Here is a 25975-nt window from a genome sequence, read left to right as displayed (position 1 = left end):
GGAGGGAAAGCATGTCACAGCATTACTATTCCAACCAGCCCGAAGCCGGACATGACCGGCGGAGTCTGGAAGAGCGACTGCGGGGTGCAGTCTACAAGTTCACGAGCGATGCCGGGGTGTTTTCCAAGAAGGGAATTGATTTTGGCAGCAAGGTACTGATCGAAGCGATGGATATTCCGCAGGGGGCCGAGGTTCTGGATGTGGGCTGCGGGTACGGTCCTATCGGACTGGTGGCGGCAAGACTGGCCGGGGATGGGCATGTGACGATGCTGGATGTGAACAGCCGTGCAGTGGAACTCGCCAAGGAAAACGCCAGGCTGAACGGAATTACGAACGTGACGATTCTGGAGAGCGATCTGCTGCAGCAGGTAGAAGGGAAAGCTTTCGATGTCATCCTGACCAATCCGCCGATTCGTGCGGGCAAGGAAACGGTGCATCGGATTTTCGAGCAGGCGAATGAGCATCTTCGTGAAGGTGGAACTTTGTGGATCGTGATTCAGAAGAAGCAGGGGGCACCATCGGCAAAGGCGAAGCTGGAGAGCTTGTTCGCACAGGTGGAGGAAGTCACCAAAGATAAAGGGTACCGGATTTTTAAGGCTACAAAATCTTTTCAATAATATGCAATAGGACTATTGACTTGAAAAATCATGTGTGATATTATTATAAAATGTCAGTATTAGGATAGGCTTCTTGTCTTTAGTTGGCTGAAATGTCAATAGTTTTTATGCGGAGATATGCATAAAATAGGGCATGTCCACGTATAATATGTACATTTTGGGCAAATCTACTGGATATGAAGTCACTTCTATGTTTAGAAGGCAAGACCATGGATAAGTTGCTCTTTGTTCGAAAGCATTCGGGTAAGGGCTTTTCTTTATTTGTGGATGAATCCTCTGCATGAATCCATTATAAGGTTCCAAACAGAGGTTCGCAATCAATTTTTAAAGTGAGTAGACATGAGGGGTGAGTTAAAGTTGGCAGGACATCTTGTTCAGTATGGTCGACGCACTCGGCGAAGTTATGCACGAATTAATGAAGTACTTGAGATTCCGAACCTGATCGAAATCCAACAGAAATCATATGAATGGTTTTTGGAGGAAGGATTGCGCGAAATGTTCCAGGATATCTCGCCAATTCAGGATTTTACGGGCAATTTGGTGCTGGAGTTCATCGACTACAGCCTGGGCGAACCCAAATACACCGTCGATGACGCGAAAGAGCGTGACGTGACGTATGCGGCGCCGCTTCGGGTGAAAGTACGGCTCATCAACAAAGAAACCGGAGAAGTCAAAGAACAGGAAGTATTCATGGGAGATTTCCCGCTGATGACGGAGACCGGTACATTTATTATCAACGGTGCAGAACGGGTCATTGTCAGCCAGTTGGTACGCTCTCCTAGCGTCTATTTCAGCACGAAAGTCGATAAAAACGGTAAGAAAACCTACACTGCAACAGTGATTCCAAACCGTGGTGCCTGGCTTGAACTGGAGACGGATGCAAAGGACATCATGTATGTCCGGATCGACCGTACCCGTAAAATCCCGGTTACTGTTTTGCTGCGGGCGCTTGGTTTCGGCAGCGACGCCGAAATTTTGGACCTGCTCGGCAACGACGAATACATCCGCAACACGCTGGACAAAGACAACACCGATTCCACGGAAAAAGCGCTCATCGAAATTTACGAACGCCTCCGTCCGGGCGAGCCGCCTACCCTCGACAATGCGAAGAGCTTGCTGGTAGCGCGCTTCTTTGATCCAAAGCGTTATGACCTGGCCAATGTCGGCCGCTATAAAATCAATAAAAAGTTGCATATCAAGAACCGTCTGTTCAACCAGCGTCTTGCTGAATCACTGATCGATACCGATACCGGTGAGATCATTGCCGAAGCCGGACAAATGGTGGACCGCCGTCTCCTTGACGAAATTCTGCCGCACCTGGAGAAGAATGTCGGACACAAGACGTACCATGTTGCCAATGGTGTGCTTGATGCCGATGACATTCCAATGCAGAGCATCGACGTATTCTCCCCGATCGAAGACGGCAAGGTCGTTAAAGTGATTGCGAACGGTAATATTGATAAATCGGTTAAACATATTACGCCTGCTGATATTATTTCCTCGATCAGCTACTTTATTAACCTGCTGCATGGCATCGGTGACACGGACGATATCGACCACCTTGGTAACCGTCGTCTGCGTTCGGTCGGTGAACTGCTGCAGAACCAGTTCCGTATCGGTCTGTCCCGTATGGAACGCGTCGTACGCGAAAGAATGTCCATCCAGGATGCGAATGTCATCACGCCGCAAGCCCTGATCAACATTCGACCGGTTATCGCGTCGATCAAAGAGTTCTTCGGAAGCTCCCAGCTGTCCCAGTTTATGGACCAGACCAACCCGCTTGCTGAACTGACGCACAAACGCCGTCTGTCTGCACTCGGACCCGGCGGTTTGACGCGTGAGCGCGCAGGCTTCGAAGTTCGTGACGTCCATCACAGTCACTACGGCCGGATGTGTCCAATCGAGACACCGGAAGGTCCGAACATCGGTTTGATCAACTCCTTGTCTACGTTCGCACGGATCAACGAATACGGCTTTATCGAAGCTCCGTACCGTTGGGTCGATCCGAAGACGGGGGTTGTAACCGACCAGATCGACTACCTGACAGCTGACGAGGAAGACAACTATGTGGTCGCACAGGCAAACGCGAAGCTGAATGAAGACGGCACGTTTGCGGAGGATATGGTTATCGTCCGTTACAACAAGCAGTCCGACAACATCTTGCCGATGCCGAGCGAACGCGTGGATTACATGGACGTTTCGCCGAAACAGGTCGTGTCGGTCGCGACGGCGCTCATTCCGTTCCTCGAGAACGATGACTCCAACCGCGCCCTGATGGGATCGAACATGCAGCGTCAGGCTGTGCCGCTTCTTGTGCCTAAAGCTCCGCTGGTTGGTACAGGAATGGAACACAAGTCTGCGAAGGATTCCGGGGTATGTATCGTTTCCAAATATGACGGTGTAGTTGAACGTTCTTCCGCCAACGAAATCTGGGTGCGCCGCATCGAGACCGTGGACGGCAAAGAAGTCAAAGGCGACATCGTTAAACATAAATTACACAAATTTATGCGTTCGAACCAAGGCACATGCATCAACCAGCGTCCGATCGTGAAGAGAGGCGACGTCATCAAGAAGGGCGACATCCTCGCGGACGGACCTTCGACGGAAATGGGTGAATTGGCTCTTGGACGTAACGTAGTCGTAGCATTCATGACCTGGGAAGGTTATAACTACGAGGATGCCATCCTCCTTAGCGAGAAGCTGGTGAAGGAAGATGTATACACTTCGATTCACATCGAGGAATACGAATCCGAAGCGCGCGACACCAAGCTCGGACCGGAAGAAATTACCCGCGATATTCCGAACGTCGGCGAGGAAGCTCTTAAGAACCTCGACGAACGCGGCATTATCCGGATCGGTGCCGAAATCAGCGCCGGCGACATTCTCGTCGGTAAAGTTACACCAAAAGGCGTAACGGAGCTGACGGCGGAAGAGCGCCTGCTGCACGCCATCTTCGGTGAGAAGGCGCGTGAAGTGCGCGATACCTCCCTGCGCGTACCGCATGGTAGTGACGGGATTATCGTGGACGTCAAAGTGTTTACCCGTGAGAACGGCGACGAGCTGCCTCCTGGTGTAAACCAACTGGTTCGGGTGTACATCGCTCAGAAGCGTAAAATTTCTGAAGGTGACAAAATGGCCGGACGTCACGGTAACAAAGGGGTCGTGGCCCGCATCCTGCCGGAAGAAGATATGCCGTTCCTGCCGGACGGTACGCCTGTACAGGTCGTACTGAACCCGCTGGGGGTACCTTCCCGGATGAACATCGGGCAGGTTCTGGAAGTCCACTTGGGCTTTGCAGCCATGCGTCTTGGTATTCATGTGGCTTCGCCGGTATTCGACGGTGCCAATGAATATGACGTATTTGACACCATGGAAGAAGCCGGCATGCAGCGCAACGGTAAGACGCGTCTGTACGACGGCCGCACGGGCGAGATGTTCGAACGTGAAGTTACCGTCGGCGTCATGCACATGATCAAGCTGGCCCACATGGTTGACGATAAAATCCATGCCCGTTCAACTGGACCATACTCGCTCGTTACGCAGCAGCCTCTGGGTGGTAAAGCCCAGTTCGGCGGACAGCGCTTCGGTGAGATGGAAGTTTGGGCGCTGGAAGCATACGGCGCCGCATATACACTGCAAGAGATCCTGACCGTCAAATCCGACGATGTGGTCGGCCGGGTGAAAACCTACGAGTCCATCGTTAAAGGCGAGAACGTTCCGGAACCGGGTGTTCCTGAATCGTTCAAGGTTCTGATCAAAGAGCTTCAATCCCTCGGTATGGATGTTAAGATCCTGAGCGGTGACGAGCAGGAGATCGAGATGAAAGAGCTCGATGATGAAGACGAGGCAGCCGGCGATAAGCTGAGCCTCAACCTGGAAGGCGAAGAAGTCGGAGTGGAATAAAGACCGTGTGAAGGCGGGCGGGAATACCGTCCGTCCTCATTCACGGTTCAAATCATTAGGACTAGGTTAAGGAGGGTTGCTCCTTGTTGGACGTTAACAATTTCGAATTCATGAAGATCGGGCTTGCATCCCCGGAGAAAATTCGTTCATGGTCCCGCGGAGAAGTGAAAAAGCCGGAAACCATCAATTACCGTACGCTCAAACCGGAGAAAGAAGGCCTGTTCTGCGAACGGATTTTTGGACCGCAAAAAGACTGGGAATGCCATTGCGGCAAATATAAGCGTGTCCGTTACAAAGGCGTAGTCTGCGATCGCTGCGGCGTAGAAGTTACCCGCGCGAAGGTGCGCCGCGAACGGATGGGTCATATTGAGCTGGCAGCTCCTGTATCCCATATCTGGTACTTTAAAGGCATTCCGAGCCGTATGGGTCTCGCTTTGGATATGTCGCCAAGATCTCTGGAAGAGATCATTTACTTTGCATCTTATGTAGTAACCGACCCTGGAGATACGCCTCTGGAGAAGAAACAGCTTCTGTCCGAGAAAGAATACCGCAGCTACCGTGAAAAATACGGCTATGGTTTCCAAGCGGGCATGGGTGCTGAAGCGATCAAGAAGCTGCTGCAGGATCTCGATATCGAAAAGGAACTCGAGTTTCTGAAGGAAGAGCTGCGTACGGCTCAAGGCCAACGCCGTAACCGTGCGATCAAGCGTCTGGAAGTCATCGAGGCTTTCCGCAACTCCGGCAACAAGCCAGAGTGGATGATCATGGACGTATTGCCGGTTATCCCTCCGGAACTGCGCCCGATGGTACAGCTGGACGGCGGACGTTTTGCAACGTCTGACCTGAACGACCTGTACCGCCGCGTGATCAACCGGAACAACCGCTTGAAGCGTCTGCTTGACCTGGGAGCTCCGGACATCATCGTGCAGAACGAAAAACGGATGCTGCAGGAAGCGGTTGACGCCCTGATCGACAACGGCCGCCGCGGCCGTCCGGTTACTGGACCAGGCAACCGTCCGCTGAAATCCCTCAGCCACATGCTGAAAGGTAAGCAAGGACGTTTCCGGCAAAACCTGCTCGGTAAACGCGTTGACTATTCCGGCCGTTCCGTTATCGTCGTTGGTCCGTACCTGAAAATGTATCAGTGCGGTCTGCCGAAGAAAATGGCGCTGGAACTGTTCAAACCGTTTGTCATGAAAGAACTTGTAAACAAGGGCCTCGCCCATAACATTAAGAGCGCCAAACGTAAGGTTGAGCGCGTGAGTCCGGAAGTCTGGGACGTTCTCGAAGAAGTCATTAAAGAGCATCCGGTTCTGCTGAACCGTGCCCCTACGCTTCACCGTCTCGGTATCCAGGCGTTTGAACCGATCCTGGTGGAAGGTCACGCCATCCGTCTGCATCCGCTCGTATGTACGGCTTACAACGCCGACTTCGACGGTGACCAGATGGCGGTTCACGTTCCGCTGTCCGCAGAGGCACAGGCCGAAGCCCGTATCCTCATGCTGGCATCCGGCAACATTTTGAACCCTAAAGACGGTAAACCTGTCGTAACTCCTTCGCAGGATATGGTTCTCGGGTCTTTCTATCTGACCATGGACAACAAGGAAGAGAAAGGTTCCGGCATGATTCTGAGCTCCGTGAACGAAGCCGTATCGGCTTACCAACGCGGAACCGCAGGTCTGCATGCACGGGTAGCCATTCCGGTTAAAGCGCTCGGCAAAACGAGTTTTACCGACAAGCAGCAGGACGCAATGCTCTTGACGACCGTCGGACGCATCATTTTCAACGAAATTTTCCCGAGCAGCTTCCCGTACATTAACGAAGCAACCCGCGACAATCTCTTCAACGGAACGCCGGAAAAATATTTCGTCTATGAAAAAGGCGCTGACATCCGCGAGCGCATGTACGACCTGCCTATAAGCAGCGCTGTTGGTAAAGAGTATCTGGGCCAAATCATTGCCCGCTGCTTCGAGATTTACCACACGACGGAAACTTCCGTTATTCTGGACAAAATCAAGCAGCTCGGCTTCACGTATTCGACGCGTGCCGGCGTAACCGTTGCGGTATCCGACGTTATCGTTCCTGATGAGAAACAGGCGATCCTGAAGGAATCCGACGAGAAGGTTGCAGTCGTTACGAACCAATACCGCCGCGGCTTGATTACGAACGAAGAACGGTACGACCGCGTTATCGATATTTGGTCCAAGGCGAAGGATGACATTACGGACATCCTGATGAAATCCATGGACCGCTTTAACTCCATCATGCTCATGGTTGATTCCAAAGCACGGGGTAACAAATCGCAGATTACTCAGCTCGGCGGCATGCGGGGTCTGATGGCGAACCCATCCGGCCGGATCATCGAACTCCCGATCAAGTCCAACTTCCGTGAAGGCCTGACCGTCCTCGAGTACTTCCTGTCGACGCACGGTGCCCGTAAAGGTCTGGCGGATACCGCGCTGCGTACAGCGGACTCCGGTTACCTGACACGCCGTCTGGTAGACGTTGCCCAGGACGTTATCGTCCGCGAAGAAGACTGCGGTACCGATAAAGGCTTTACCGTCAGCCGGATTCAGGATGGTAAAGAGGTTATCGAGGATCTGTATGACCGTATTGAAGGACGCTACTGCTTCGAGACGGTTCGTCATCCGGAAACCAACGAAATTCTGGTTAACCGCAACGAGCTGATCGATTCGGATAAAGCGAACCTGATCGTCAACTCCGGCGTAACAAAACTGCAAATCCGTTCGGTACTCAGCTGCCGTGCCCGTCACGGTGTGTGTAAGAAGTGCTACGGACGCAACCTGGCCACAGGCAAATTCGTGGAAATCGGGGAAGCTGTCGGCATCATCGCGGCGCAATCCATCGGTGAACCAGGAACCCAGCTTACCATGCGTACGTTCCATACCGGTGGTGTCGCAGGGGACGATATTACCCAAGGTCTTCCGCGTATTCAGGAACTTTTCGAAGCCCGGAATCCGAAAGGTCAAGCAACCATCAGTGAAATCGACGGCGTCGTGAAGGAAATCCGCGAAGCGAAAGACCGTCGTGAAATCGAAGTCCAAGGTGAAGCGGAAACGAAAGTGTACTCCGTTACCTACGGTTCCCGTCTGCGCGTAAGCGAAGGTCAGGAAATCGAAGCCGGCGACGAGCTGACAGACGGTTCCATCGACCCGAAAGAAATGCTGCGCATTAAAGGCATCCGCGGGGTGCAGAACTACATTCTGCAGGAAGTACAGCGCGTATACCGTAATCAGGGCGTAGAAATCAACGATAAGCACGTCGAAGTAATGATCAAGCAAATGCTGCGTAAAATCCGTATCGTCGATGCGGGAGATACACCGCTTCTTCCTGGATCATTCACCGACATTCATGAATATGAAGCAGCGAACAAAGAAGCAATCCTGTCCGGAAAAGAGCCTGCGGTGGCTAAACCGGTTCTGCTCGGTATCACCAAGGCTTCCCTGGAGACCGATTCCTTCTTGTCCGCGGCATCCTTCCAAGAGACGACACGCGTTCTTACCGATGCGGCGATCAAAGGCAAGGTTGACCAGCTGCTCGGCCTGAAAGAAAATGTCATCATCGGTAAATTGATCCCTGCAGGTACCGGTATGAACCGTTACCGCAGCGTCAAGTTCGATGATCCGAACGCCGAAAATCAGGACTCCAAAGAGCTTGAAACGGCAACAGTAGAGTAATAGACTGCTATACAGGCGGTTTTGCGCGGAGGCGGCATGAAAAAGGGCTGCTTCCGCGAAAACTTTCCTGAAACATTCTTGACATCGCCTAATGCAAGTGCTAATATAGCAAAGGTGCGTGAGTAGTTAAGTACCCCTGTGCTTTTGGAGGATATTAAAATGTCTAATGATAAAGGATTACAGGATGCTCATGTCAAGATCGGTGCCAAACAAACGATGAAACTCGTAGAATTGGGCCAAGCCGCCGAAGTGTTTGTGGCGGAAGATGCGGAACACCGGCTCGTTTCAAAGGTTGAAGCTCTTTGCAGTAAGCATGGAGTGAAGATCACCTATGTGGATACTATGCATCATTTGGGTAAAGCATGTGGAATTGAAGTGGGCGCAGCGATGGCTGCCATCGTTAAATCATAGGGTAAGGAACGTTTTTGTTGGAGAAATCAACAGAGTTCTTCCGGCAAAGACTTTTCATTTGTTCTTTTATGAACCGCCTGGGTCTGTGGACTTAAAAAGAGGTTTGTAATGAGGATAACTATTATGGGAAGGGGGTGGCTAACATGCCAACAATTAACCAGCTAGTTCGCAAAGGACGTCAAGCTAAGATCTACAAGTCGAAGTCCCCTGCATTGCAGAAAGGATACAACGCTCTGAAGCGTGAAGAGACAGGACTTAGCGCTCCTCAAAAACGTGGTGTCTGCACCCGTGTAGGTACAATGACTCCGAAAAAACCGAACTCCGCGCTTCGTAAATATGCCCGTGTTCGCTTGACGAACCGCATCGAGGTGACTGCTTACATTCCGGGGATCGGACACAACCTGCAAGAGCACAGCGTGGTATTGGTTCGCGGTGGACGGGTAAAAGACCTTCCAGGTGTACGTTACCATATCGTTCGCGGTGCGCTTGATACTGCAGGTGTGAACAACCGGATGCAAGCTCGTTCCAAATACGGCGCGAAACGTCCGAAAGCTAAAAAATCGTAATTGATTTCTATAAGAATTCAAAGACTTGAGAAAGGGGGATATCCATGCCACGCAAAGGTCCAGTTAGTAAGAGAGACGTATTGCCGGATCCGGTGTACAACAGCAAACTGGTTACACGCCTTATCAACCGCATCATGCTGGATGGTAAAAGAGGTGTTGCCCAAAGCATCCTTTACAATTCGTTCAACCTGATTCAAGAACGTACGGGTAAAGATCCTATGGAAGTGTTTGAAGCAGCTATCAAAAATATCATGCCAGTACTGGAAGTTAAAGCTCGCCGTGTCGGCGGTGCCAACTACCAGGTGCCGATTGAAGTAAAACCTGAAAGACGTACGTCTTTGGGATTACGTTGGCTCGTGAACTACTCCCGCAACCGCGGTGAGAAGACAATGGAAGAGCGTTTGGCGGCTGAGATCATCGACGCTTCCAACAACACAGGCGCTTCCGTTAAGAAACGCGAGGACACTCACAAAATGGCTGAAGCGAACAAAGCGTTTGCTCACTACCGCTGGTAGGATTCGGCTCAACAAATTACACTTCAATTTTGAAGGGAGACTATTTTCATGGCAAGAGAGTTCTCCTTGAAAAATACACGCAACATCGGGATCATGGCGCATATTGACGCTGGTAAAACGACCACCACAGAGCGGATCTTGTTCTACACAGGCCGTACGCACAAAATCGGTGAAGTTCACGAGGGTGCGGCTACAATGGACTGGATGGAGCAGGAACAGGAGCGCGGGATCACGATTACTTCCGCTGCGACGACCGCTTCGTGGAAAGGTCACCGCGTTAATATCATTGACACCCCAGGGCACGTTGACTTCACGGTTGAAGTTGAACGTTCCCTTCGTGTATTGGATGGGGCAGTAGGTGTTTTCAGTGCGAAAGAGGGCGTTGAGCCTCAGTCTGAAACCGTATGGAGACAGGCTGACCGCTACGGCGTTCCGCGGATCGCATATGTAAACAAAATGGATATTATCGGTGCCGACTATCTGAACGTCGTTAACGACATGCGCGATCGTCTGCAAGCGAACGCAGTAGCGATTCAATTGCCGATCGGTGCGGAGAACGACTTCGTGGGCATCATCGACCTGGTTGAGCAAAAAGCTCATATGTACAAAGACGACCTGGGTCAAAACATTGAGGTGGTCGACGTTCCGGCCGAGTTCCAAGACAAGGTTGAAGAACTTCGCGCTGAACTGATCGAAAAAGTCGCAGAACTCGACGAAGACCTGACAATGAAGTATCTGGAAGGTGAAGAAATCACCATTCCGGAACTGAAAGCAGCCCTCCGCAAAGGGGTTTGCGAAGTTAAGATCTTCCCGGTTATCTGTGGTTCCTCTTACCGCAACAAAGGGGTTCAGCTGATGCTGGACGCTGTTATCGATTATCTGCCTGCTCCAGTTGATGTACCTTCGATTCAAGGTCACCTTGAAGACGGTACGGAAGTTGAGCGTCATTCTTCCGATGAAGAACCGTTCGCGGCTCTGGCATTCAAAATCATGACCGACCCTTATGTTGGTAAATTGACGTTCTTCCGCGTATACTCTGGTATCCTTCAATCCGGTTCTTACGTATTGAACGCTACCAAAGGCAAACGCGAACGTATCGGACGTATCCTTCAGATGCACGCGAACAGCCGTCAAGAAATCAGCGAAGTTTACTCCGGTGACATCGCGGCTGCCGTAGGCTTGAAAGATACCGGTACGGGCGACACACTCTGCGACGAGAAAGCTCCGGTTATCCTGGAATCCATGAACTTCCCGGATCCGGTTATCGAAATCGCAGTTGAGCCTAAAACCAAAGCCGACCAAGACAAAATGGGCGTTGCTTTGGGCAAATTGACAGAAGAAGATCCTACGCTGCGTGCTCATACAGATGAAGAGACCGGCCAAACAATCTTGGCTGGTATGGGTGAGCTTCACCTCGACATCATCATTGACCGTATGCGTCGTGAATTCAAGGTAGAAACCAACGTGGGTAAACCACAGGTTGCATACCGTGAAACCTTCCGTCAAGCTGCACGCGTTGAGGGTAAATTCGTTCGTCAGTCCGGTGGTCGTGGTCAATACGGTCACGTCTGGGTTGAGTTCGAACCTCTCGAAGCAGGTACTGGCAGCCAGTTTGACAGCAAGATCGTCGGTGGCTCTGTACCAAGAGAATACATCCAGCCTGCACTGAATGGTATTGAAGAAGCCATGAAGAATGGTGTTCTTGCCGGCTTCCCGCTTGTAGACATCAAAGCTACAATCGTAGACGGTTCTTACCATGATGTCGACTCCAATGAGATGGCGTTTAAGATTGCCGGTTCCATGGCGCTTAAAGCGGCTAAAGACAAGTGTAAACCTGTCCTGCTCGAGCCAATCATGAAAGTCGAAGTTACGGTGCCTGAAGAATACATGGGCGACGTAATGGGTATGCTGAACTCCCGTCGCGGACGTATCGAAGGTATGGATAACCGTTCCGGCGCTCAGATCATCCGTGCGAAAGTGCCTCTTTCCGAAATGTTCGGATACTCGACGACACTTCGTTCCGGTACCCAAGGACGCGGCGTGTTCTCCATGGAACTCTCCCACTACGAAGAAGTTCCTAAGAACATTGCTGAAGAAATTGTTTCGAAGTCCAAAGGATCTGACGAGTAATATCTGCTTTTGAGTTTTAAACCCTGACCGGTACGATTACATCCAGAACTGCTTGCATAAACACCGGTCAGTTCAAACATAAAACCTATATTCAATCCATTTAAGGAGGAATTGTTCAAATGGCAAAGGCTAAGTTTGAACGTACTAAACCGCACGTTAACATCGGTACTATCGGTCACGTCGACCATGGTAAAACTACTCTGACTGCTGCTATCACGACTGTATTGTCCAAAACTTACGGTGGTGCTGCAGTAGCATTCGATCAAATCGACAAAGCTCCAGAAGAGCGCGAACGCGGTATCACAATCTCCACTGCACACGTGGAATACGAAACACCTAACCGTCACTATGCACACGTTGACTGCCCAGGGCACGCCGACTATGTTAAAAACATGATCACTGGTGCTGCTCAAATGGACGGAGCGATCCTGGTTGTATCCGCAGCTGACGGCCCAATGCCGCAAACTCGCGAACACATCCTGCTCTCCCGTCAGGTAGGCGTACCTTACATCGTCGTATTCCTGAACAAATGCGACATGGTTGAAGACGCTGAACTTCTTGAACTGGTTGAAATGGAAGTTCGTGACCTGCTGAACGAATATGAGTTCCCAGGCGACGACACTCCGATCATCCAAGGTTCTGCTCGTGAAGCTCTGCAAAACCCAGACGGCGAGTGGGCACAAAAAATCATCGAAATGTTCAACATCATCGATGAGTACATTCCTCTTCCAGAGCGCGACACTGACAAACCTTTCCTTATGCCAGTCGAGGACGTATTCTCCATCACTGGTCGTGGTACGGTTGCTACAGGCCGTGTAGAACGCGGAACGGTTAAAGTGGGCGACGAAGTTGAAATCGTTGGTATCGCTGAAGAAACTAAGAAATCCGTCGTTACAGGCGTTGAAATGTTCCGTAAATTGCTGGATTCCGCTCAAGCTGGTGACAACATCGGTGCCCTGCTTCGCGGTGTAGACCGTAACCAAATCGAGCGCGGTCAAGTACTTTGCAAACCAGCTTCCGTTAAACCGCATACTGAGTTCACTGCTCAAGTATACGTTTTGACTAAAGAAGAAGGTGGCCGTCACAAGCCTTTCTTCACTGGATACCGTCCACAGTTCTACTTCCGTACAACGGACGTAACTGGTGTGGTTAACCTTCCAGAAGGAACTGAAATGGTTATGCCTGGCGACAACATCACTGTATCCGTTCAACTGATCGCTCCAATCGCGATTGAAGAAGGAACGAAGTTCACGATCCGTGAAGGTGGACGTACAGTAGCTGCTGGTGCCATCGCAACAATCAGCAAATAATTAAAAGGCAAATTGCCTTCTATATAGCAACGATGTGCTGGAACGAGTAACGCTGTGTTGTAAACGCAAGAGATACAGAGGAATCCTCTCCTGGCGGGAGGATTCCTTTCTTTATATATAGGAAGAAAAGAACAACAACACCTTTTCATTAAAAGCTTGCATTATGCCCATTCTTTATATATAATAGTGAATGTTGTTCTGAGACGTTGCGATGATGTGAGAGGTTACTGACACACCCGGCCCCTTTGCCATGGAGCGGTGGGTTAGAAAATTTTCACGGAGTATGTCCGATACCAAATTGGGCGATAGAAGGAGGGACTAAAATGGCAAAGCAAAAAATTCGTATTCGTTTGAAAGCTTACGATCACAGAATTCTTGATCAATCCGCTGAGAAAATCGTTGAAACTGCAAAACGTTCGGGTGCTGGTGTATCTGGACCGATTCCGCTTCCAACTGAGAAACAAATCATTACTATTCTCCGTGCGGTACACAAGTATAAGGATTCTCGGGAGCAATTCGAAATGCGCACACACAAGCGTCTGATCGACATTGTTAACCCAACTCCACAAACTGTGGATGCTCTTATGCGCTTGGACCTGCCGTCCGGTGTAGATATCGAAATCAAATTGTAATTCGAAATGAATTAAGACGGGAAAAGAGGTGTCAACATGAAAGGTATCTTAGGAAAAAAACTCGGAATGACTCAAGTATTTACTCCAGAAGGTAATGTAATTCCTGTGACGGTTATCGAAGCAGGTCCTTGTGTTGTTCTGCAAAAGAAAGATCTTGAGAACGATGGCTACGAAGCTATTCAAATCGGTTTCGCCGATAAGAAGGAGAAGCGTGCAAACAAGCCAGAAGCAGGACATGCTAAAAAAGCTAACACTGCACCTAAGCGCTACGTTCGCGAAATTCGCGGTGTTGACCTCGGAGCTTTCGAGGTTGGCCAAGAACTGAAGGCGGATGTCTTCGCAGAAGGCGAATTTGTTGACGTAACCGGTACTTCCAAAGGTAAAGGCTTCCAAGGCGTTATCAAACGTTGGGGACAAAGCCGCGGACCAATGGCTCACGGCTCGCGTTACCATCGCAGACCGGGTTCCATGGGCTCGATCCAGGCTAACCGTGTTCCTAAAGGAAAGCGTCTGCCAGGTCACATGGGTAATGCTACGGTAACTGTACAAAAACTTGAAGTTGTTAGAGTGGACGTTGAACGCAACGTATTGCTCGTTAAAGGTGCTATTCCTGGACCTAAAAACAGCTTCGTTAAAATTAACGAAACGGTGAAGAAATAATCACCTAAGGAAAGGAGGAACACATAATGCCAAAAGTAACCCTGTTTAATGTCAGCGGTAGCGAAGTAGGAGAATTGGAACTGAACGATGCAGTATTTGGCGTAGAGCCAAACGTACACGTGATGAACCAAGCGGTATTGCTGCAAAGAGCATCTTTGCGTCGTGGTACACACAAAGTGAAGGGCCGTTCTGAAGTACGCGGCGGCGGACGTAAGCCTTGGAAACAAAAAGGAACCGGCCGTGCTCGTCAAGGTTCGATCCGTTCACCACAATGGAAGGGCGGCGGTACTGTATTCGGTCCAACACCACGCAGCTACTCGTTCAAGCTTCCTAAGAAAGTTCGTCGTCTGGCTATTAAATCTGCATTGTCTTCCAAAGTGATCGCTAACAATCTGATCGTCCTGGACCAACTCGCTCTGAACACGCCTAAAACAAAGGAATTCGCAGCGATCCTGAACAATCTGAAAGTAGAACGTAAGGCTCTGATCGTAGCTCCTGGCTATGATGATAATGTGGCTCTTTCCGCACGGAATATTCCTGGCGTGAAATTTGTTGCAGCAGACGGCATTAATGTTCTTGACGTACTTCTGTACGACAAACTGATCATTACGAAAGAAGCAGTTCAGAAGGTAGAGGAGGTGCTCGCGTAATGAAAGATCCTCGTGATATTATCAAACGTCCGGTGATCACTGAACGTACGGCTGAATACATGGGCGACTTGAAGTATGCCTTTGAAGTGGATATCCGTGCGAACAAGACCGAGATCAAACAAGCTGTTGAATCGATCTTTAAAGTGAAAGTAACGAATGTAAATACAATGCGCGTCCCTGCTAAGCCGAAACGTTATGGCCGCTACAACGGTTACACAACCGAGTGGAAAAAAGCCATCGTAACGCTGAGCAAAGACAGCAAAGCGCTCGAGTTTTTTGAATCTGTAGAGTAAGGAGGAAATCACGTGCCTATTAAAAAGTATAAGCCGACATCCCCGGCTAGACGTAACATGTCCGTGTCTACTTTTGAAGAGATCACGACAAATCAGCCGGAGAAATCGTTGCTTGCACCGCTCAGCAAAACAGCTGGCCGCAACAACCAAGGTAAAATTACGGTTCGTCACCACGGCGGCGGACACAAACGTAAATACCGCATCATCGACTTCAAACGTACGAAAGACGGCATACCAGGTACCGTTGCTACGATCGAGTATGACCCGAACCGTACTTCCAATATTGCTCTGATCCATTATGCAGACGGAGAGAAGCGTTACATCATCGCTCCTAAAGGTCTGAAAGTGGGAGACAAAATTGAATCTGGTCCAAACGCCGACATCAAAATCGGTAACGCACTTCCAATGGAGAACATTCCGGTGGGTACTGTTATCCACAACATCGAACTGCAGCCTGGCAAAGGCGGACAATTGGTTCGCGCAGCCGGTACCGAAGCTCAGCTTCTTGGTAAAGAAGATAAATACGTATCCGTACGTTTGTCTTCGGGCGAAGTTCGCAGACTGCTTAAAGTTTGCCGTGCTACAATCGGTTCCGTTGGTAACGAAGACCACGAGCTGATCAAAATCGGTAAAGCAGGCCGCAGCCGCTGGCTCGGACAACGTCCTGAAGTTCGCGGGGTAGTTATGAACCCTAACGATCACCCTCACGGTGGTGGTGAAGGCCGCGCTCCAATCGGACGTAAATCGCCAATGTCTCCATGGGGCAAACCAACCCTTGGTTACAAAACGCGTAAAAAAGGCAAAGCTTCTGACAAATATATCGTTCGCCGCCGCACAAAATAATGCACGCTGTGCATAACTTTGTGAAGTGCCGAAAGTAACGAGAAGATTGGATGAAGGGAGGATTTTATAGATGAGTCGCAGTTTGAAAAAAGGGCCTTTCATTGACGGGTACCTGCTGAAAAAAGTAGAAGTGATGAACGAATCGAACAAGAAGGCGGTTATCAAAACTTGGTCCCGTCGCTCTACGATTTTCCCACAATTTATCGGTCACACGTTCGGTGTATACGACGGACGCAAGCACGTTCCGGTATACGTAACGGAAGACATGGTAGGACACAAGTTGGGTGAATTCGCTCCGACACGTACCTACAAGGGTCATACGGACGATGACAAGAAAACAAGAAGATAATTTCGAAGCTCTTTGTTTGAGAGGAGGTAAAACAAATGGAAGCAAAAGCACATGCCAGATCTATTCGGATTGCTCCTCGTAAAGTCAAGCTCGTTGTTGACTTGATCCGCGGTAAGCAAGTTGGTGAGGCCATCGCCATTCTCCGCCACACTCCGAAATCGGCTTCCCTGGTTGTGGAGAAGCTGCTGAACTCAGCGATCGCCAATGCTGAGCATAACTACTCGATGGATATTAACAATTTGGTTGTGAGCCAGGTTTTCGTTAACCAAGGCCCAACAATGAAGAGATTCCGTCCACGCGCCATGGGTCGTGCGAGCCGGATCAATAAACGCACCAGCCACATTACTTTGGTGGTATCTGAAAAATAAGGAGGGATAACGTGTGGGCCAAAAGGTAAATCCAGTCGGACTCCGTATCGGGATCATCCGTGATTGGGAATCGAAATGGTATGCTGGCAAAGATTTCGGTAATCTTTTGCTGGAAGATGTCAAAATCCGTGAATACCTGAAAAATAAATTGAAGGATTCTGCTGTTTCTCGCATCGAAATCGAGAGAGCGGCAAATCGTGTGAACGTCACTATCCACACTGCGAAACCAGGCATGGTTATCGGTAAAGGTGGTTCCGAAGTTGAAGTACTTCGCAGCCAAGTTACGAAAATTGCAGGCGGTAAAAAAGTTCACATCAACATCTCTGAAATTAAGCAAGCTGACCTGGACGCAGTCCTGGTTGCAGAAAGCATTGCTCAGCAATTGGAACGCCGCGTTTCTTTCCGTCGTGCATTGAAACAAGCGATCCAAAGAACGATGCGTGCTGGCGCTAAAGGAATCAAAACTCAAGTGGGCGGACGTCTTGGCGGCGCCGAGATCGCTCGTTCGGAAGGCTACAGTGAAGGAACTGTTCCACTTCATACGCTTCGTGCTGACATCGACTACGGTACGGCTGAGGCACATACAACTTATGGCCGTCTCGGCGTAAAAGTATGGATCTATCGTGGAGAGGTTCTTCCTACGGCTAAGAAACAAGCTGCTCAGGAAGGAGGCAACTAATCATGTTGGTACCAAAACGTGTAAAACACCGCAAGCAACAACGCGGTCACATGAAGGGTATGGCAAAAGGCGGAACTGAACTGAACTTCGGTGAATTCGGTTTGCAAGCTCTGGAGCCAACTTGGATCACGAACCGTCAGATCGAAGCAGCGCGTATTGCGATGACGCGTTACATCAAGCGTGGCGGTAAAGTATGGATTAAGATTTTCCCTGACAAGCCGATCACTCAAAAACCTCTTGAGGTTCGTATGGGTAGCGGTAAAGGTAACGTTGAGAAATGGGTCGCAGTTGTCAAACCAGGCAAGATTATGTTTGAACTTGGAGGCGTGTCTGAGGAAATCGCTCGCGAAGCGATGCGTCTCGCCGCTCACAAGCTGCCGATCAAAACGAAGTTTGTGAAACGTGAAGAATTGGGTGGTGAAGCAAATGAAAGCTAATGATCTGCGTAACTTGACCACTGCAGAAATCGAGCAAAAGATTGCGGGCTTTAAAGAGGAACTCTTTAACCTCCGTTTTCAATTGGCTACCGGACAGCTTGATAACCCAACTCGGATCCGTGATGTACGCAAGGAAATAGCTCGTGCTAAAACCGTCATCCGTGAAAGAGAACTTGGGATTAGTTAATAGATCACAGCCGTGCTCGTCTGTAATCAGGAAGGAGGCTAACTATGAGCGAAGAACGCAATGCTCGTAAAGTGCAAATCGGTAAAGTTGTCAGTGACAAAATGGATAAAACCATTGTTGTAGCCGTTGAAACTTACAAAAAGCATGATCTCTACCACAAGCGCATTAAATACACGAAGAAATTTAAAGCGCATGATGAGAACAACACAGCACAAATCGGAGATACCGTTAAAATCATGGAAACTCGTCCACTCTCTAAAGACAAACGTTGGAGACTGGTAGAAGTCGTTGAAAAAGCGGTTATCATCTAAAGATAGAGTTAGTTTTTCCGAAAGGAGGAAATTTCAATGATTCAACCATTTACACGTCTTCAAGTAGCTGACAACTCTGGTGCGAAGGAACTGATGTGTATCCGCGTGCTGGGTGGTACGGGACGTCGTACAGCAGCCATCGGTGATTTGATCGTTTGCTCCGTCAAACAAGCAACACCAGGCGGCGTTGTCAAAAAAGGTGATGTTGTTAAAGCTGTTGTGGTTCGTACGAAGCGTTCTGTACGCCGCAAAGACGGATCTTACATCTCTTTTGACGAAAACGCAGCGGTTGTTGTTAAAGAAGACAAAAGCCCGCGCGGAACTCGTATTTTCGGACCAGTGGCTCGCGAACTTCGCGACAAAGATTTCATGAAAATCGTTTCCTTGGCACCGGAAGTAATCTAATAGCTGATTCCCGGACAGTGAGCTGTTACGGGATCCCGATAAATCGCTGACATGCAGTCATAGGAGGTGTAACAAAATGCCGAAAGTGAAAAAGGTTCTGGAATCGCACAGCAACAAACTGCACGTGAAGAAAGAAGATACGGTTATGGTCATCAGCGGTAAAGACAAAGGCAAAAAAGGCCGTGTCATCGCAGCGTATCCTCGTGAAAACCGTGTGCTTGTCGAAGGCGTGAACATGGTGAAGAAACACCAAAAGCCGAACCAATCCAACCCTCAAGGCGGAATCATCGAGCAGGAAGCACCGATCCATGTATCCAACGTGATGCATATCGATCCGAAGAGCGGCAAAGTAACCCGTATCGGTTACAAAACGCTGGATAACGGTAAAAAGGTCCGTGTTGCGAAGAAGTCCGGAGAGGTTATCGACTAATCGAATCGTTTAGAAAGGAGGTTCATAATTCATGGCAGCAAGAATGAAAGAACGTTTTTTGAATGAAGTTACTCCTGCTTTGATGCAGAAGTTCAGTTATTCTACGGTAATGCAGGTACCTAAAATCGAGAAGGTTGTCATCAACATGGGTGTGGGTGATGCCGTATCCAACTCGAAAGTACTGGATGCCGCAGTTAATGATATGCAGCTGATTGCTGGTCAAAAGCCGGTAATTACTCGTGCTAAAAAATCCATCGCCGGATTCAAACTGCGTGAGAATATGCCGATCGGTGTGAAGGTAACACTGCGCGGAGAGCGTATGTACTACTTCCTGGACAAATTGTTCAACGTTACCCTTCCACGTGTCCGTGACTTCCACGGCGTGTCTACCAAAGCATTTGATGGACGCGGCAACTACACGCTTGGCCTCAAGGAACAACTGATCTTCCCTGAGATCGAGTATGATAAAGTTGATAAAGTCCGTGGTATGGATATCGTTATCGTAACGACGGCTAAAACTGACGAAGAGTCCCGCGAGCTGCTCGCTCAATTGGGAATGCCTTTTGCGAAGTAATTCGCAAATCCATTTCTCCGAAAATTTTTAGGAGGTGTCAGGCTAAGTGGCAAAAACTTCGATGAAAGTAAAACAACAACGTACGCCTAAGTTTAAAGTGCGTGCTTATACACGCTGCGAACGTTGCGGTCGTCCACATTCGGTACTGCAAAAGTTCAAAATTTGCAGAATTTGTTTCCGTGAATTAGCTTATAAAGGCCAGATCCCTGGCGTGAAAAAAGCAAGCTGGTAAGAAGTTTACAATCGGGAAGGAGGTTCACACAAAATGACTATGTCTGATCCAATTGCAGATATGCTGACTCGTATTCGTAACGCCAACACTGTGCGTCACGAAACGGTTGAAATGCCTGCTTCGACGATGAAAAAACAAATCGCTGACATTTTGAAGCGTGAAGGTTTCATCCGTGATGCAGAATATATCGATGACAACAAACAAGGGATTATCCGTGTTTTCCTGAAATACGGTGCCAACAATGAACGCGTCATCTCCGGTTTGAAGAGAATCAGTAAACCAGGTCTGCGCGTGTACACGAAGAGCAACGAAATTCCTCGTGTCCTCGGCGGTTTGGGTATTGCGATTATCTCCACATCCAAGGGAGTTATGACCGACAAAGAAGCTCGTCAATCCAAAGCTGGCGGAGAAGTTGTCTGCTACGTTTGGTAATACACGTCACAGAACAAGGAGGTGCAACACATGTCCCGTATTGGTCGCAAACCAATCGCAGTACCAAGCGGTGTGGATATCACACTGAACAATTCCGTTATTACGGTTAAAGGACCGAAAGGATCTTTGACTCGTGAACTTCATAAAGACATGAAGGTAACGGTAGAAAACAACGAAATCGTCGTTGAGCGCCCATCCGACAACAAAGCGCATCGTTCGCTTCACGGCACAACCCGCAGCGTTGTCAACAATATGGTGAGCGGAGTAACTGAAGGCTTTTCGAAATCTCTGGAGTTGGTTGGGGTCGGATATCGTGCAAGCAAGTCTGGAGATAAGATCGTCCTGAACGTTGGTTACTCTCATCCGGTAGAAATCACTCCAGAACCAGGTATCGAGTTCGAAGTACCTGCAAATACGAAAATCATCGTTCGCGGTATCGATAAAGAGCGCGTAGGTGCATACGCCGCTAAAATCCGTTCCGTTCGCGAGCCTGAGCCTTACAAAGGTAAAGGGATTAAGTATGAAGGTGAGCGCATTATCCGTAAGGAAGGTAAAGCAGGTAAGAAGAAATAAGCAGTTATTTCTTAAGCCTTCTTTACCCCGTGCGTCTTAAAGTGAAGCTGTCATGGCAAAACTGAAAGGAGTGAAAGGGAAGACATGATTACAAAAGAGGATAAGAACAAAGCTCGTCTCAAACGTCATCTGCGTGTCCGCAAGAAGATCCAAGGTACTGCTGAACGCCCACGTTTGAACGTATTCCGTTCTTCTAAACATATCTACGCTCAACTGATCGACGACGTAGCTGGCGTAACCATCGTTTCTGCGTCTACAGTTGATAAAGAGCTTAGCGGTTCCGTGAAAAACGGCGGCAGCGTTGAGGCTGCTCGTCAAGTCGGCGAACTCGTTGCTAAGCGTGCAAAAGAAAAAGGTCATACTTCGATCGTATTCGACCGCGGAGGATACCTGTACCATGGACGGATTCAAGCTCTGGCTGACGCAGCTCGCGAAGCAGGCTTGGAATTCTAAGAATTTCTAAAAAGGAGGTAAACGACTTGCGTGTAGATCCTAACACTTTGGAACTGACTGAAAGAGTGGTTAATATTAACCGCGTTGCTAAAGTAGTAAAAGGCGGACGCCGTTTCAGCTTCAGCGCGCTGGTAGTTGTCGGTGACGGCAAAGGCTGGGTTGGTGCTGGTATCGGTAAAGCAGGCGAAGTTCCTGACGCCATCCGCAAAGGCATCGAAGATGCTAAGAAAAATCTGATTCACGTTCCTCTCGTTGGAACATCAATTCCTCACCTGGTCACTGGCCACTTTGGTGCTGGACGCGTTCTTTTGAAACCAGCGTCTGAAGGTACTGGAGTTATCGCCGGCGGTCCTGTGCGTGCCGTACTGGAGCTGGCAGGTGTAGGTGACATCTTGACAAAATCTTTGGGTTCTTCGAACTCCATGAACATGGTCAACGCGACTTTGGAGGGCTTGTCCCGTCTGAAGCGTGCTGAAGATGTAGCCAAATTGCGTGGCAAATCTGTCGAAGAGCTGCTCGGTTAAGGAGGGAATGTCATGGCTAAACTTCAAATTACCCTCGTCCGCAGTTTGATCGGCCGTCCTGAAACTCAGCGCACGACTGTAAAAACTCTCGGCTTGCGTAAATTAAATTCGACGGTGGTTCATAACGACAATCCTGCAATTCGCGGAATGATCAACAAAGTGAGCCACTTGGTATCTGTTACTGAAATTGAAGGTTAATCTTGCAACAAGATTAACCTAGAAATATTAAGGAGGTGCAACGAACGATGAAGTTACACGAACTTTCCTCAGCTGCTGGATCCCGCAAAGAACGCAAACGTGTTGGCCGTGGTACAAGTAGCGGTACTGGTAAAACATCTGGCCGTGGTCACAAAGGTCAAAACGCTCGTTCTGGCGGCGGTGTGCGTCCTGGCTTCGAAGGTGGGCAAAACCCATTGTATCGTCGTCTGCCGAAACGTGGATTTGTAAATCCTACGCGGAAAGAGTATGCGATCGTGAACATCGAGGAACTGAACAGCTTTGCAGAGGGTACTGAAGTAACTCCTGAGTTTTTGGTGGAAAGCGGCGTCGTGAAAAACACGAAGAGCGGCATCAAAATTCTTGGTAATGGCGAAGTAACCGTAAAATTGACTGTAAAAGCAAACAAGTTCTCTCAATCTGCGGTAGAGAAAATCGAGGCTGCCGGCGGTAAAACCGAGGTGATCTAATGTTTAAGACCCTGAAGAATATATGGCGGGTTGAGGACCTACGCAAGAGAATCTTGTTCACCTTGTTTGTACTGATCATTTACCGTATCGGTTCATTCGTTCCTGTTCCAGGCGTTGATAAAACGGTCCTGGAGCAAACGAATCAGCAGGGTAGCGAGTTGTTTGGTCTCTTAAACACGTTCTCGGGAGGAGCACTACATCAGTTCTCCATTTTTGCCCTCGGGATCGTGCCGTATATTACCTCGTCCATCATCGTGCAGTTGTTGTCGATGGATGTCGTCCCGAAACTTGCCGAATGGGCTAAACAAGGCGAGCACGGGAAGAAGAAATCGGCGCAATTGACACGCTATGGTACGATAGTATTGGGCCTGATTCAGTCGTTTGCGATGGCCATCGGTTTTAACCGGTTGTACGGTACGCAAATGATTCCTAACGCCACCTTCGTGGATTACCTGCTCGTTGCGATCGTATTGACCGCAGGTACGGCATTCCTGATGTGGCTTGGTGAACAAATTACTGAAAAAGGAATCGGAAATGGTATTTCCATTCTGATTTTTGCAGGGATTGTCGCTAACATCCCGATGTATATCCGGAGTACAGCGAGCTCCAACTTTATCCAAGATGGTCAGGTATTTATGAATACACTCAAGACGATCATCATACTTATTGTGATCGTGGCGATTATTGCGGGTGTTATCTACATCCAGCAAGCGATTCGTAAAATTCCTGTGCAGTACGCAAAACGTGTGGTAGGCAACAAAATGTATGGCGGACAGAATACGCACATTCCGCTCAAGATCAATGCTGCGGGCGTTATTCCAGTCATCTTCGCCGTATCCCTGCTGCAGTTCCCTACGATTATTGCGAGCTTCTGGTCAACTCATGCTTGGGCCCAATGGATCCAAACTAACTTGAGATATGACTACCCTCTTGGTATGGTACTGTATGTTCTGATGATCATTGGTTTCACTTTCTTCTACACATTCGTGCAGATGAATCCAAACCAAATGGCTGATAACATGAAGAAAAACGGTGGCTACATTCCTGGCATTCGTCCTGGTAAAGCGACTGAGAAGTACCTGACCCGCGTAATGTCCCGGTTAACGATGACCGGCGCCATCTTCCTGGCCGTTATTTCTCTGCTTCCGATCGGTTTCGGTACGCTTGCCGGTCTGCCGAACTCGGTGAAAATCGGGGGAACTTCACTGCTCATCGTCATCGGTGTGGCATTGGATACAATGAAGACCATCGAAAGTCAATTGATTAAGCGCCATTACAAAGGCTTTATCAATAAATAGTAATAGGTCCCGGTGAAGTCCATTGAACTTCCCGGTGCTTATTGCGTTGTTTCTTGTAACGGTAGTGTTTGGAGGGAGAGAGAAACGTGAACATACTATTCATGGGCCCTCCTGGGGCAGGTAAGGGAACACAGGCGGAAGTCATTGTCAATGAATTCGGCATTCCCCATATTTCGACAGGCGATGCATTTCGTTTGGCGATTAAACAGGGAACTCCCATCGGGAAGAAAGCCAAAGAATACATGGATCAAGGACTCCTGGTACCGGATGATGTAACGATCGGCATTGTTGAAGAACGTCTGCAGCAGTCCGATTGCGAAAAAGGTTTTTTATTGGACGGCTTTCCAAGAACCCTTTCGCAAGCGGAAGCGCTGGATGAAATTCTTAGCAGACTGAACACGAAGCTTGATCATGTCATCAACCTGAAAGTAGACCGCGACAAGCTGATGGCGCGCCTTACGGGACGCCGGATCTGCAAGAACTGCGGTGCAACTTATCATGTGATTTTCAACCCGCCAAAACAGGAAGGTGTATGTGATAAATGCGGAGGCGAACTGTATCAGCGCTCGGATGATAACGAAGAGAGCGTAGGTACCCGCCTGGACGAATATATCAACAAAACAGCACCGCTCCTTACGTTTTATGAGAACAAAGGTCTTTTGCGTCAGATCGATGGGGATCAGGAAATCGGTACGGTATCCGATGAAATCGTATCGGTACTGCGAGGTTAATTGTAATGATCATTTGTAAGTCCGAAACGGAACTTGGCTTTATGAGGGAGGCCGGACGGATCGTTGCGGAAACGCATCGCCTTATGGCCAAACACATCGAACCGGGGATCACTACCGGAGAACTTGATCGGATTGCAGACCACTACATTCGCAGTCAACATGCGCTGCCGTCTTTTAAAGGCTACAATGGTTTTCCTGCCAGCATTTGCGCTTCAGTCAATGATCAATTGGTGCACGGATTTCCCGGCAAACGCAAATTAAACGAAGGCGACATTATTACGCTAGACATCGGTGCGCAGTACCGTGGTTACCATGGAGACTCCGCTTGGACCTATCCTGTAGGGAGCATTTCGGAGGAAGCCCAGCGTCTGCTGGACGTCACCGAAAGGTCTTTATATGCAGGCTTAGAGCTTGTCAAACCTGATGTGCGCCTGTTTACGATCTCGCATGCCATTCAACGCGTGATTGAAGATGCCGGCTTCTCGGTTGTCCGGGAGTATGTCGGGCACGGTGTTGGGGCAGAACTGCATGAAGAACCACAAATTCCGAACTTTGGCACGCCGGACCGAGGGCCTCGGCTTAAACCCGGCATGGTATTGGCGATCGAACCGATGGTCAATGCCGGATCAAGGTATGTTAAGACGCTGGAAGACAACTGGACGGTCGTTACGGTTGACGGCTCCCTGTGTGCCCATTTCGAGCATACGGTGGCTGTGACGCCGGACGGCATGGAGATTTTCACAAAACTGGATGTGTAGGTGATCGTTCTTGAGCAATCAAAGCAGCCCGCAAATCGGTCAAATTGTGAAGATCCTGAAAGGCAAGGATGCCGGACAGCTCGCCGTGGTCGTATCCATAGCTGACAGCAGATTTGTGTATATAGCTGACGGGGACAAACGAAAGTTTGACCAGTGCAAGAAGAAGAATCTATTGCATCTGGAGCCCCAAAAGTTTATCAGCAGTGAGGTTGTTGACAGTTTAAAAGAAAGCGGTCGGGTCACAAACGGAAAGCTGCGTTATGCAGTGATGAAGTTTATGAAGTCCACCGAATCCCAAGCTGAAGAGAAAGGAGACTGAC

Annotated in this window: 33 protein-coding genes; all 33 read left to right on the top strand. The window is 49.2% G+C overall.

Annotated features, from left to right (window positions below; all coding sequences use genetic code 11):
- Window positions 1-11 precede the first annotated feature (11 nt).
- The 33 genes from K2F33_RS03880 (at window position 12) to K2F33_RS03720 (ending at window position 25974) form a co-directional block, all read left to right on the top strand.
- On the top strand, window positions 12-617 hold the full coding sequence (locus tag K2F33_RS03880) for a class I SAM-dependent methyltransferase (RefSeq protein WP_263882282.1): 606 nt from the start codon (window positions 12-14) through the stop codon (window positions 615-617).
- A gap of 357 nt (window positions 618-974) precedes the next feature.
- Window positions 975-4520: a DNA-directed RNA polymerase subunit beta gene (rpoB, locus tag K2F33_RS03875; RefSeq protein ID WP_263881025.1), complete on the top strand. Its 3546-nt coding sequence runs from the start codon at window positions 975-977 to the stop codon at window positions 4518-4520.
- Between the two features lie 83 nt (window positions 4521-4603).
- Window positions 4604-8218, top strand: coding sequence for a DNA-directed RNA polymerase subunit beta' (gene rpoC, locus K2F33_RS03870; protein ID WP_263881024.1), 3615 nt, complete (start codon window positions 4604-4606; stop codon window positions 8216-8218).
- A gap of 159 nt (window positions 8219-8377) precedes the next feature.
- Window positions 8378-8629 (top strand): ribosomal L7Ae/L30e/S12e/Gadd45 family protein, encoded by a 252-nt coding sequence (locus K2F33_RS03865; RefSeq protein ID WP_076176730.1) that lies wholly within the window; start codon window positions 8378-8380, stop codon window positions 8627-8629.
- A 143-nt stretch (window positions 8630-8772) separates the two neighbouring features.
- Window positions 8773-9195, top strand: a complete 423-nt coding sequence (gene rpsL, locus K2F33_RS03860; protein WP_076176731.1) for a 30S ribosomal protein S12 — start codon at window positions 8773-8775, stop codon at window positions 9193-9195.
- A 44-nt stretch (window positions 9196-9239) separates the two neighbouring features.
- Window positions 9240-9710, top strand: a complete 471-nt coding sequence (gene rpsG / locus K2F33_RS03855) for a 30S ribosomal protein S7 (protein WP_076176732.1) — start codon at window positions 9240-9242, stop codon at window positions 9708-9710.
- A gap of 48 nt (window positions 9711-9758) precedes the next feature.
- Window positions 9759-11840: an elongation factor G gene (gene fusA, locus K2F33_RS03850; RefSeq protein ID WP_076176733.1), complete on the top strand. Its 2082-nt coding sequence runs from the start codon at window positions 9759-9761 to the stop codon at window positions 11838-11840.
- A gap of 119 nt (window positions 11841-11959) precedes the next feature.
- Window positions 11960-13150, top strand: a complete 1191-nt coding sequence (tuf, locus tag K2F33_RS03845) for an elongation factor Tu (RefSeq protein ID WP_076176734.1) — start codon at window positions 11960-11962, stop codon at window positions 13148-13150.
- A 323-nt stretch (window positions 13151-13473) separates the two neighbouring features.
- Window positions 13474-13782 (top strand): 30S ribosomal protein S10, encoded by a 309-nt coding sequence (rpsJ, locus tag K2F33_RS03840; RefSeq protein ID WP_005544556.1) that lies wholly within the window; start codon window positions 13474-13476, stop codon window positions 13780-13782.
- A gap of 36 nt (window positions 13783-13818) precedes the next feature.
- On the top strand, window positions 13819-14442 hold the full coding sequence (rplC, locus tag K2F33_RS03835) for a 50S ribosomal protein L3 (RefSeq protein ID WP_076176735.1): 624 nt from the start codon (window positions 13819-13821) through the stop codon (window positions 14440-14442).
- Window positions 14443-14468: 26 nt separating this feature from the next.
- Window positions 14469-15092 (top strand): 50S ribosomal protein L4, encoded by a 624-nt coding sequence (gene rplD, locus K2F33_RS03830; protein ID WP_076176736.1) that lies wholly within the window; start codon window positions 14469-14471, stop codon window positions 15090-15092.
- On the top strand, window positions 15092-15385 hold the full coding sequence (gene rplW / locus K2F33_RS03825; protein ID WP_076176737.1) for a 50S ribosomal protein L23: 294 nt from the start codon (window positions 15092-15094) through the stop codon (window positions 15383-15385). The genes rplD and rplW overlap by 1 nt, the downstream gene beginning before the upstream one ends.
- 12 nt (window positions 15386-15397) lie before the next feature.
- Complete coding sequence (gene rplB / locus K2F33_RS03820) at window positions 15398-16228, top strand: 50S ribosomal protein L2 (RefSeq protein ID WP_076176738.1); 831 nt, start codon at window positions 15398-15400, stop codon at window positions 16226-16228.
- A 70-nt stretch (window positions 16229-16298) separates the two neighbouring features.
- Window positions 16299-16577 carry a 30S ribosomal protein S19 gene (gene rpsS / locus K2F33_RS03815; protein WP_076176739.1) on the top strand — a complete coding sequence of 93 codons (279 nt, stop codon included), beginning with the start codon at window positions 16299-16301 and terminating at the stop codon, window positions 16575-16577.
- 35 nt (window positions 16578-16612) lie between these two features.
- Complete coding sequence (gene rplV / locus K2F33_RS03810; RefSeq protein ID WP_076176740.1) at window positions 16613-16945, top strand: 50S ribosomal protein L22; 333 nt, start codon at window positions 16613-16615, stop codon at window positions 16943-16945.
- Between the two features lie 13 nt (window positions 16946-16958).
- Entirely contained in the window at window positions 16959-17624 is a 666-nt protein-coding gene (gene rpsC / locus K2F33_RS03805; RefSeq protein WP_076176741.1) for a 30S ribosomal protein S3, read from the top strand.
- Window positions 17625-17626: 2 nt separating this feature from the next.
- The gene (rplP, locus tag K2F33_RS03800) at window positions 17627-18061 is read left to right on the top strand and encodes a 50S ribosomal protein L16 (protein ID WP_076176742.1); all 435 of its coding nucleotides are present in this window, start codon (window positions 17627-17629) and stop codon (window positions 18059-18061) included.
- Window positions 18051-18248: a 50S ribosomal protein L29 gene (gene rpmC, locus K2F33_RS03795; RefSeq protein ID WP_076176743.1), complete on the top strand. Its 198-nt coding sequence runs from the start codon at window positions 18051-18053 to the stop codon at window positions 18246-18248. The genes rplP and rpmC overlap by 11 nt, the downstream gene beginning before the upstream one ends.
- Window positions 18249-18292: 44 nt before the next feature.
- On the top strand, window positions 18293-18559 hold the full coding sequence (rpsQ, locus tag K2F33_RS03790) for a 30S ribosomal protein S17 (RefSeq protein WP_025336666.1): 267 nt from the start codon (window positions 18293-18295) through the stop codon (window positions 18557-18559).
- A 36-nt stretch (window positions 18560-18595) separates the two neighbouring features.
- Window positions 18596-18964: a 50S ribosomal protein L14 gene (gene rplN / locus K2F33_RS03785; RefSeq protein WP_076176744.1), complete on the top strand. Its 369-nt coding sequence runs from the start codon at window positions 18596-18598 to the stop codon at window positions 18962-18964.
- Window positions 18965-19040: 76 nt separating this feature from the next.
- Window positions 19041-19394, top strand: coding sequence for a 50S ribosomal protein L24 (gene rplX / locus K2F33_RS03780; RefSeq protein WP_076176745.1), 354 nt, complete (start codon window positions 19041-19043; stop codon window positions 19392-19394).
- A gap of 31 nt (window positions 19395-19425) precedes the next feature.
- Window positions 19426-19968, top strand: coding sequence for a 50S ribosomal protein L5 (rplE, locus tag K2F33_RS03775; protein ID WP_076176746.1), 543 nt, complete (start codon window positions 19426-19428; stop codon window positions 19966-19968).
- A gap of 46 nt (window positions 19969-20014) precedes the next feature.
- A complete protein-coding gene (locus K2F33_RS03770; protein ID WP_013312154.1) occupies window positions 20015-20200 on the top strand; it encodes a type Z 30S ribosomal protein S14 in 186 nt (61 codons plus the stop codon).
- A gap of 33 nt (window positions 20201-20233) precedes the next feature.
- The gene (rpsH, locus tag K2F33_RS03765) at window positions 20234-20632 is read left to right on the top strand and encodes a 30S ribosomal protein S8 (RefSeq protein WP_076176747.1); all 399 of its coding nucleotides are present in this window, start codon (window positions 20234-20236) and stop codon (window positions 20630-20632) included.
- Window positions 20633-20662: 30 nt separating this feature from the next.
- Window positions 20663-21205 carry a 50S ribosomal protein L6 gene (rplF, locus tag K2F33_RS03760; protein WP_076176748.1) on the top strand — a complete coding sequence of 181 codons (543 nt, stop codon included), beginning with the start codon at window positions 20663-20665 and terminating at the stop codon, window positions 21203-21205.
- 84 nt (window positions 21206-21289) lie between these two features.
- Complete coding sequence (gene rplR / locus K2F33_RS03755) at window positions 21290-21658, top strand: 50S ribosomal protein L18 (RefSeq protein ID WP_076176749.1); 369 nt, start codon at window positions 21290-21292, stop codon at window positions 21656-21658.
- A 26-nt stretch (window positions 21659-21684) separates the two neighbouring features.
- A complete protein-coding gene (gene rpsE, locus K2F33_RS03750) occupies window positions 21685-22182 on the top strand; it encodes a 30S ribosomal protein S5 (RefSeq protein ID WP_076176750.1) in 498 nt (165 codons plus the stop codon).
- A 12-nt stretch (window positions 22183-22194) separates the two neighbouring features.
- Window positions 22195-22380: a 50S ribosomal protein L30 gene (rpmD, locus tag K2F33_RS03745; protein WP_076176751.1), complete on the top strand. Its 186-nt coding sequence runs from the start codon at window positions 22195-22197 to the stop codon at window positions 22378-22380.
- 47 nt (window positions 22381-22427) lie between these two features.
- Window positions 22428-22868, top strand: coding sequence for a 50S ribosomal protein L15 (gene rplO / locus K2F33_RS03740; RefSeq protein ID WP_076176752.1), 441 nt, complete (start codon window positions 22428-22430; stop codon window positions 22866-22868).
- Window positions 22868-24166: a preprotein translocase subunit SecY gene (gene secY, locus K2F33_RS03735; protein ID WP_076176753.1), complete on the top strand. Its 1299-nt coding sequence runs from the start codon at window positions 22868-22870 to the stop codon at window positions 24164-24166. Before rplO ends, secY begins: the two co-directional genes overlap by 1 nt.
- Window positions 24167-24252: 86 nt before the next feature.
- Entirely contained in the window at window positions 24253-24897 is a 645-nt protein-coding gene (locus tag K2F33_RS03730) for an adenylate kinase (protein ID WP_076176754.1), read from the top strand.
- A 5-nt stretch (window positions 24898-24902) separates the two neighbouring features.
- Window positions 24903-25655, top strand: a complete 753-nt coding sequence (gene map / locus K2F33_RS03725; RefSeq protein WP_094600163.1) for a type I methionyl aminopeptidase — start codon at window positions 24903-24905, stop codon at window positions 25653-25655.
- Between the two features lie 10 nt (window positions 25656-25665).
- On the top strand, window positions 25666-25974 hold the full coding sequence (locus tag K2F33_RS03720) for a KOW domain-containing RNA-binding protein (protein WP_076176756.1): 309 nt from the start codon (window positions 25666-25668) through the stop codon (window positions 25972-25974).
- Window position 25975: the final 1 nt, after the last annotated feature.

It is taken from the genome of Paenibacillus sp. PSB04 (assembly GCF_025809195.1).
Lineage (GTDB): Bacteria > Bacillota > Bacilli > Paenibacillales > Paenibacillaceae > Paenibacillus_AQ > Paenibacillus_AQ favisporus.
This window is presented reverse-complemented; position numbering and strand designations above follow the sequence as displayed.

Coding starts and splice junctions, on each gene's coding strand:
- K2F33_RS03880 (WP_263882282.1), top strand. CDS start 12: ATGTCACAGCATTACTATTCCAACCAGCCCGAAGCCGGACATGACCGG.
- K2F33_RS03865 (WP_076176730.1), top strand. CDS start 8,378: ATGTCTAATGATAAAGGATTACAGGATGCTCATGTCAAGATCGGTGCC.
- rpsL (WP_076176731.1), top strand. CDS start 8,773: ATGCCAACAATTAACCAGCTAGTTCGCAAAGGACGTCAAGCTAAGATC.
- rpsG (WP_076176732.1), top strand. CDS start 9,240: ATGCCACGCAAAGGTCCAGTTAGTAAGAGAGACGTATTGCCGGATCCG.
- fusA (WP_076176733.1), top strand. CDS start 9,759: ATGGCAAGAGAGTTCTCCTTGAAAAATACACGCAACATCGGGATCATG.
- tuf (WP_076176734.1), top strand. CDS start 11,960: ATGGCAAAGGCTAAGTTTGAACGTACTAAACCGCACGTTAACATCGGT.
- rpsJ (WP_005544556.1), top strand. CDS start 13,474: ATGGCAAAGCAAAAAATTCGTATTCGTTTGAAAGCTTACGATCACAGA.
- rplC (WP_076176735.1), top strand. CDS start 13,819: ATGAAAGGTATCTTAGGAAAAAAACTCGGAATGACTCAAGTATTTACT.
- rplD (WP_076176736.1), top strand. CDS start 14,469: ATGCCAAAAGTAACCCTGTTTAATGTCAGCGGTAGCGAAGTAGGAGAA.
- rplW (WP_076176737.1), top strand. CDS start 15,092: ATGAAAGATCCTCGTGATATTATCAAACGTCCGGTGATCACTGAACGT.
- rpsS (WP_076176739.1), top strand. CDS start 16,299: ATGAGTCGCAGTTTGAAAAAAGGGCCTTTCATTGACGGGTACCTGCTG.
- rplV (WP_076176740.1), top strand. CDS start 16,613: ATGGAAGCAAAAGCACATGCCAGATCTATTCGGATTGCTCCTCGTAAA.
- rplP (WP_076176742.1), top strand. CDS start 17,627: ATGTTGGTACCAAAACGTGTAAAACACCGCAAGCAACAACGCGGTCAC.
- rpmC (WP_076176743.1), top strand. CDS start 18,051: ATGAAAGCTAATGATCTGCGTAACTTGACCACTGCAGAAATCGAGCAA.
- rpsQ (WP_025336666.1), top strand. CDS start 18,293: ATGAGCGAAGAACGCAATGCTCGTAAAGTGCAAATCGGTAAAGTTGTC.
- rplN (WP_076176744.1), top strand. CDS start 18,596: ATGATTCAACCATTTACACGTCTTCAAGTAGCTGACAACTCTGGTGCG.
- rplX (WP_076176745.1), top strand. CDS start 19,041: ATGCCGAAAGTGAAAAAGGTTCTGGAATCGCACAGCAACAAACTGCAC.
- rplE (WP_076176746.1), top strand. CDS start 19,426: ATGGCAGCAAGAATGAAAGAACGTTTTTTGAATGAAGTTACTCCTGCT.
- rpsH (WP_076176747.1), top strand. CDS start 20,234: ATGACTATGTCTGATCCAATTGCAGATATGCTGACTCGTATTCGTAAC.
- rplF (WP_076176748.1), top strand. CDS start 20,663: ATGTCCCGTATTGGTCGCAAACCAATCGCAGTACCAAGCGGTGTGGAT.
- rplR (WP_076176749.1), top strand. CDS start 21,290: ATGATTACAAAAGAGGATAAGAACAAAGCTCGTCTCAAACGTCATCTG.
- rpmD (WP_076176751.1), top strand. CDS start 22,195: ATGGCTAAACTTCAAATTACCCTCGTCCGCAGTTTGATCGGCCGTCCT.
- rplO (WP_076176752.1), top strand. CDS start 22,428: ATGAAGTTACACGAACTTTCCTCAGCTGCTGGATCCCGCAAAGAACGC.
- secY (WP_076176753.1), top strand. CDS start 22,868: ATGTTTAAGACCCTGAAGAATATATGGCGGGTTGAGGACCTACGCAAG.
- map (WP_094600163.1), top strand. CDS start 24,903: ATGATCATTTGTAAGTCCGAAACGGAACTTGGCTTTATGAGGGAGGCC.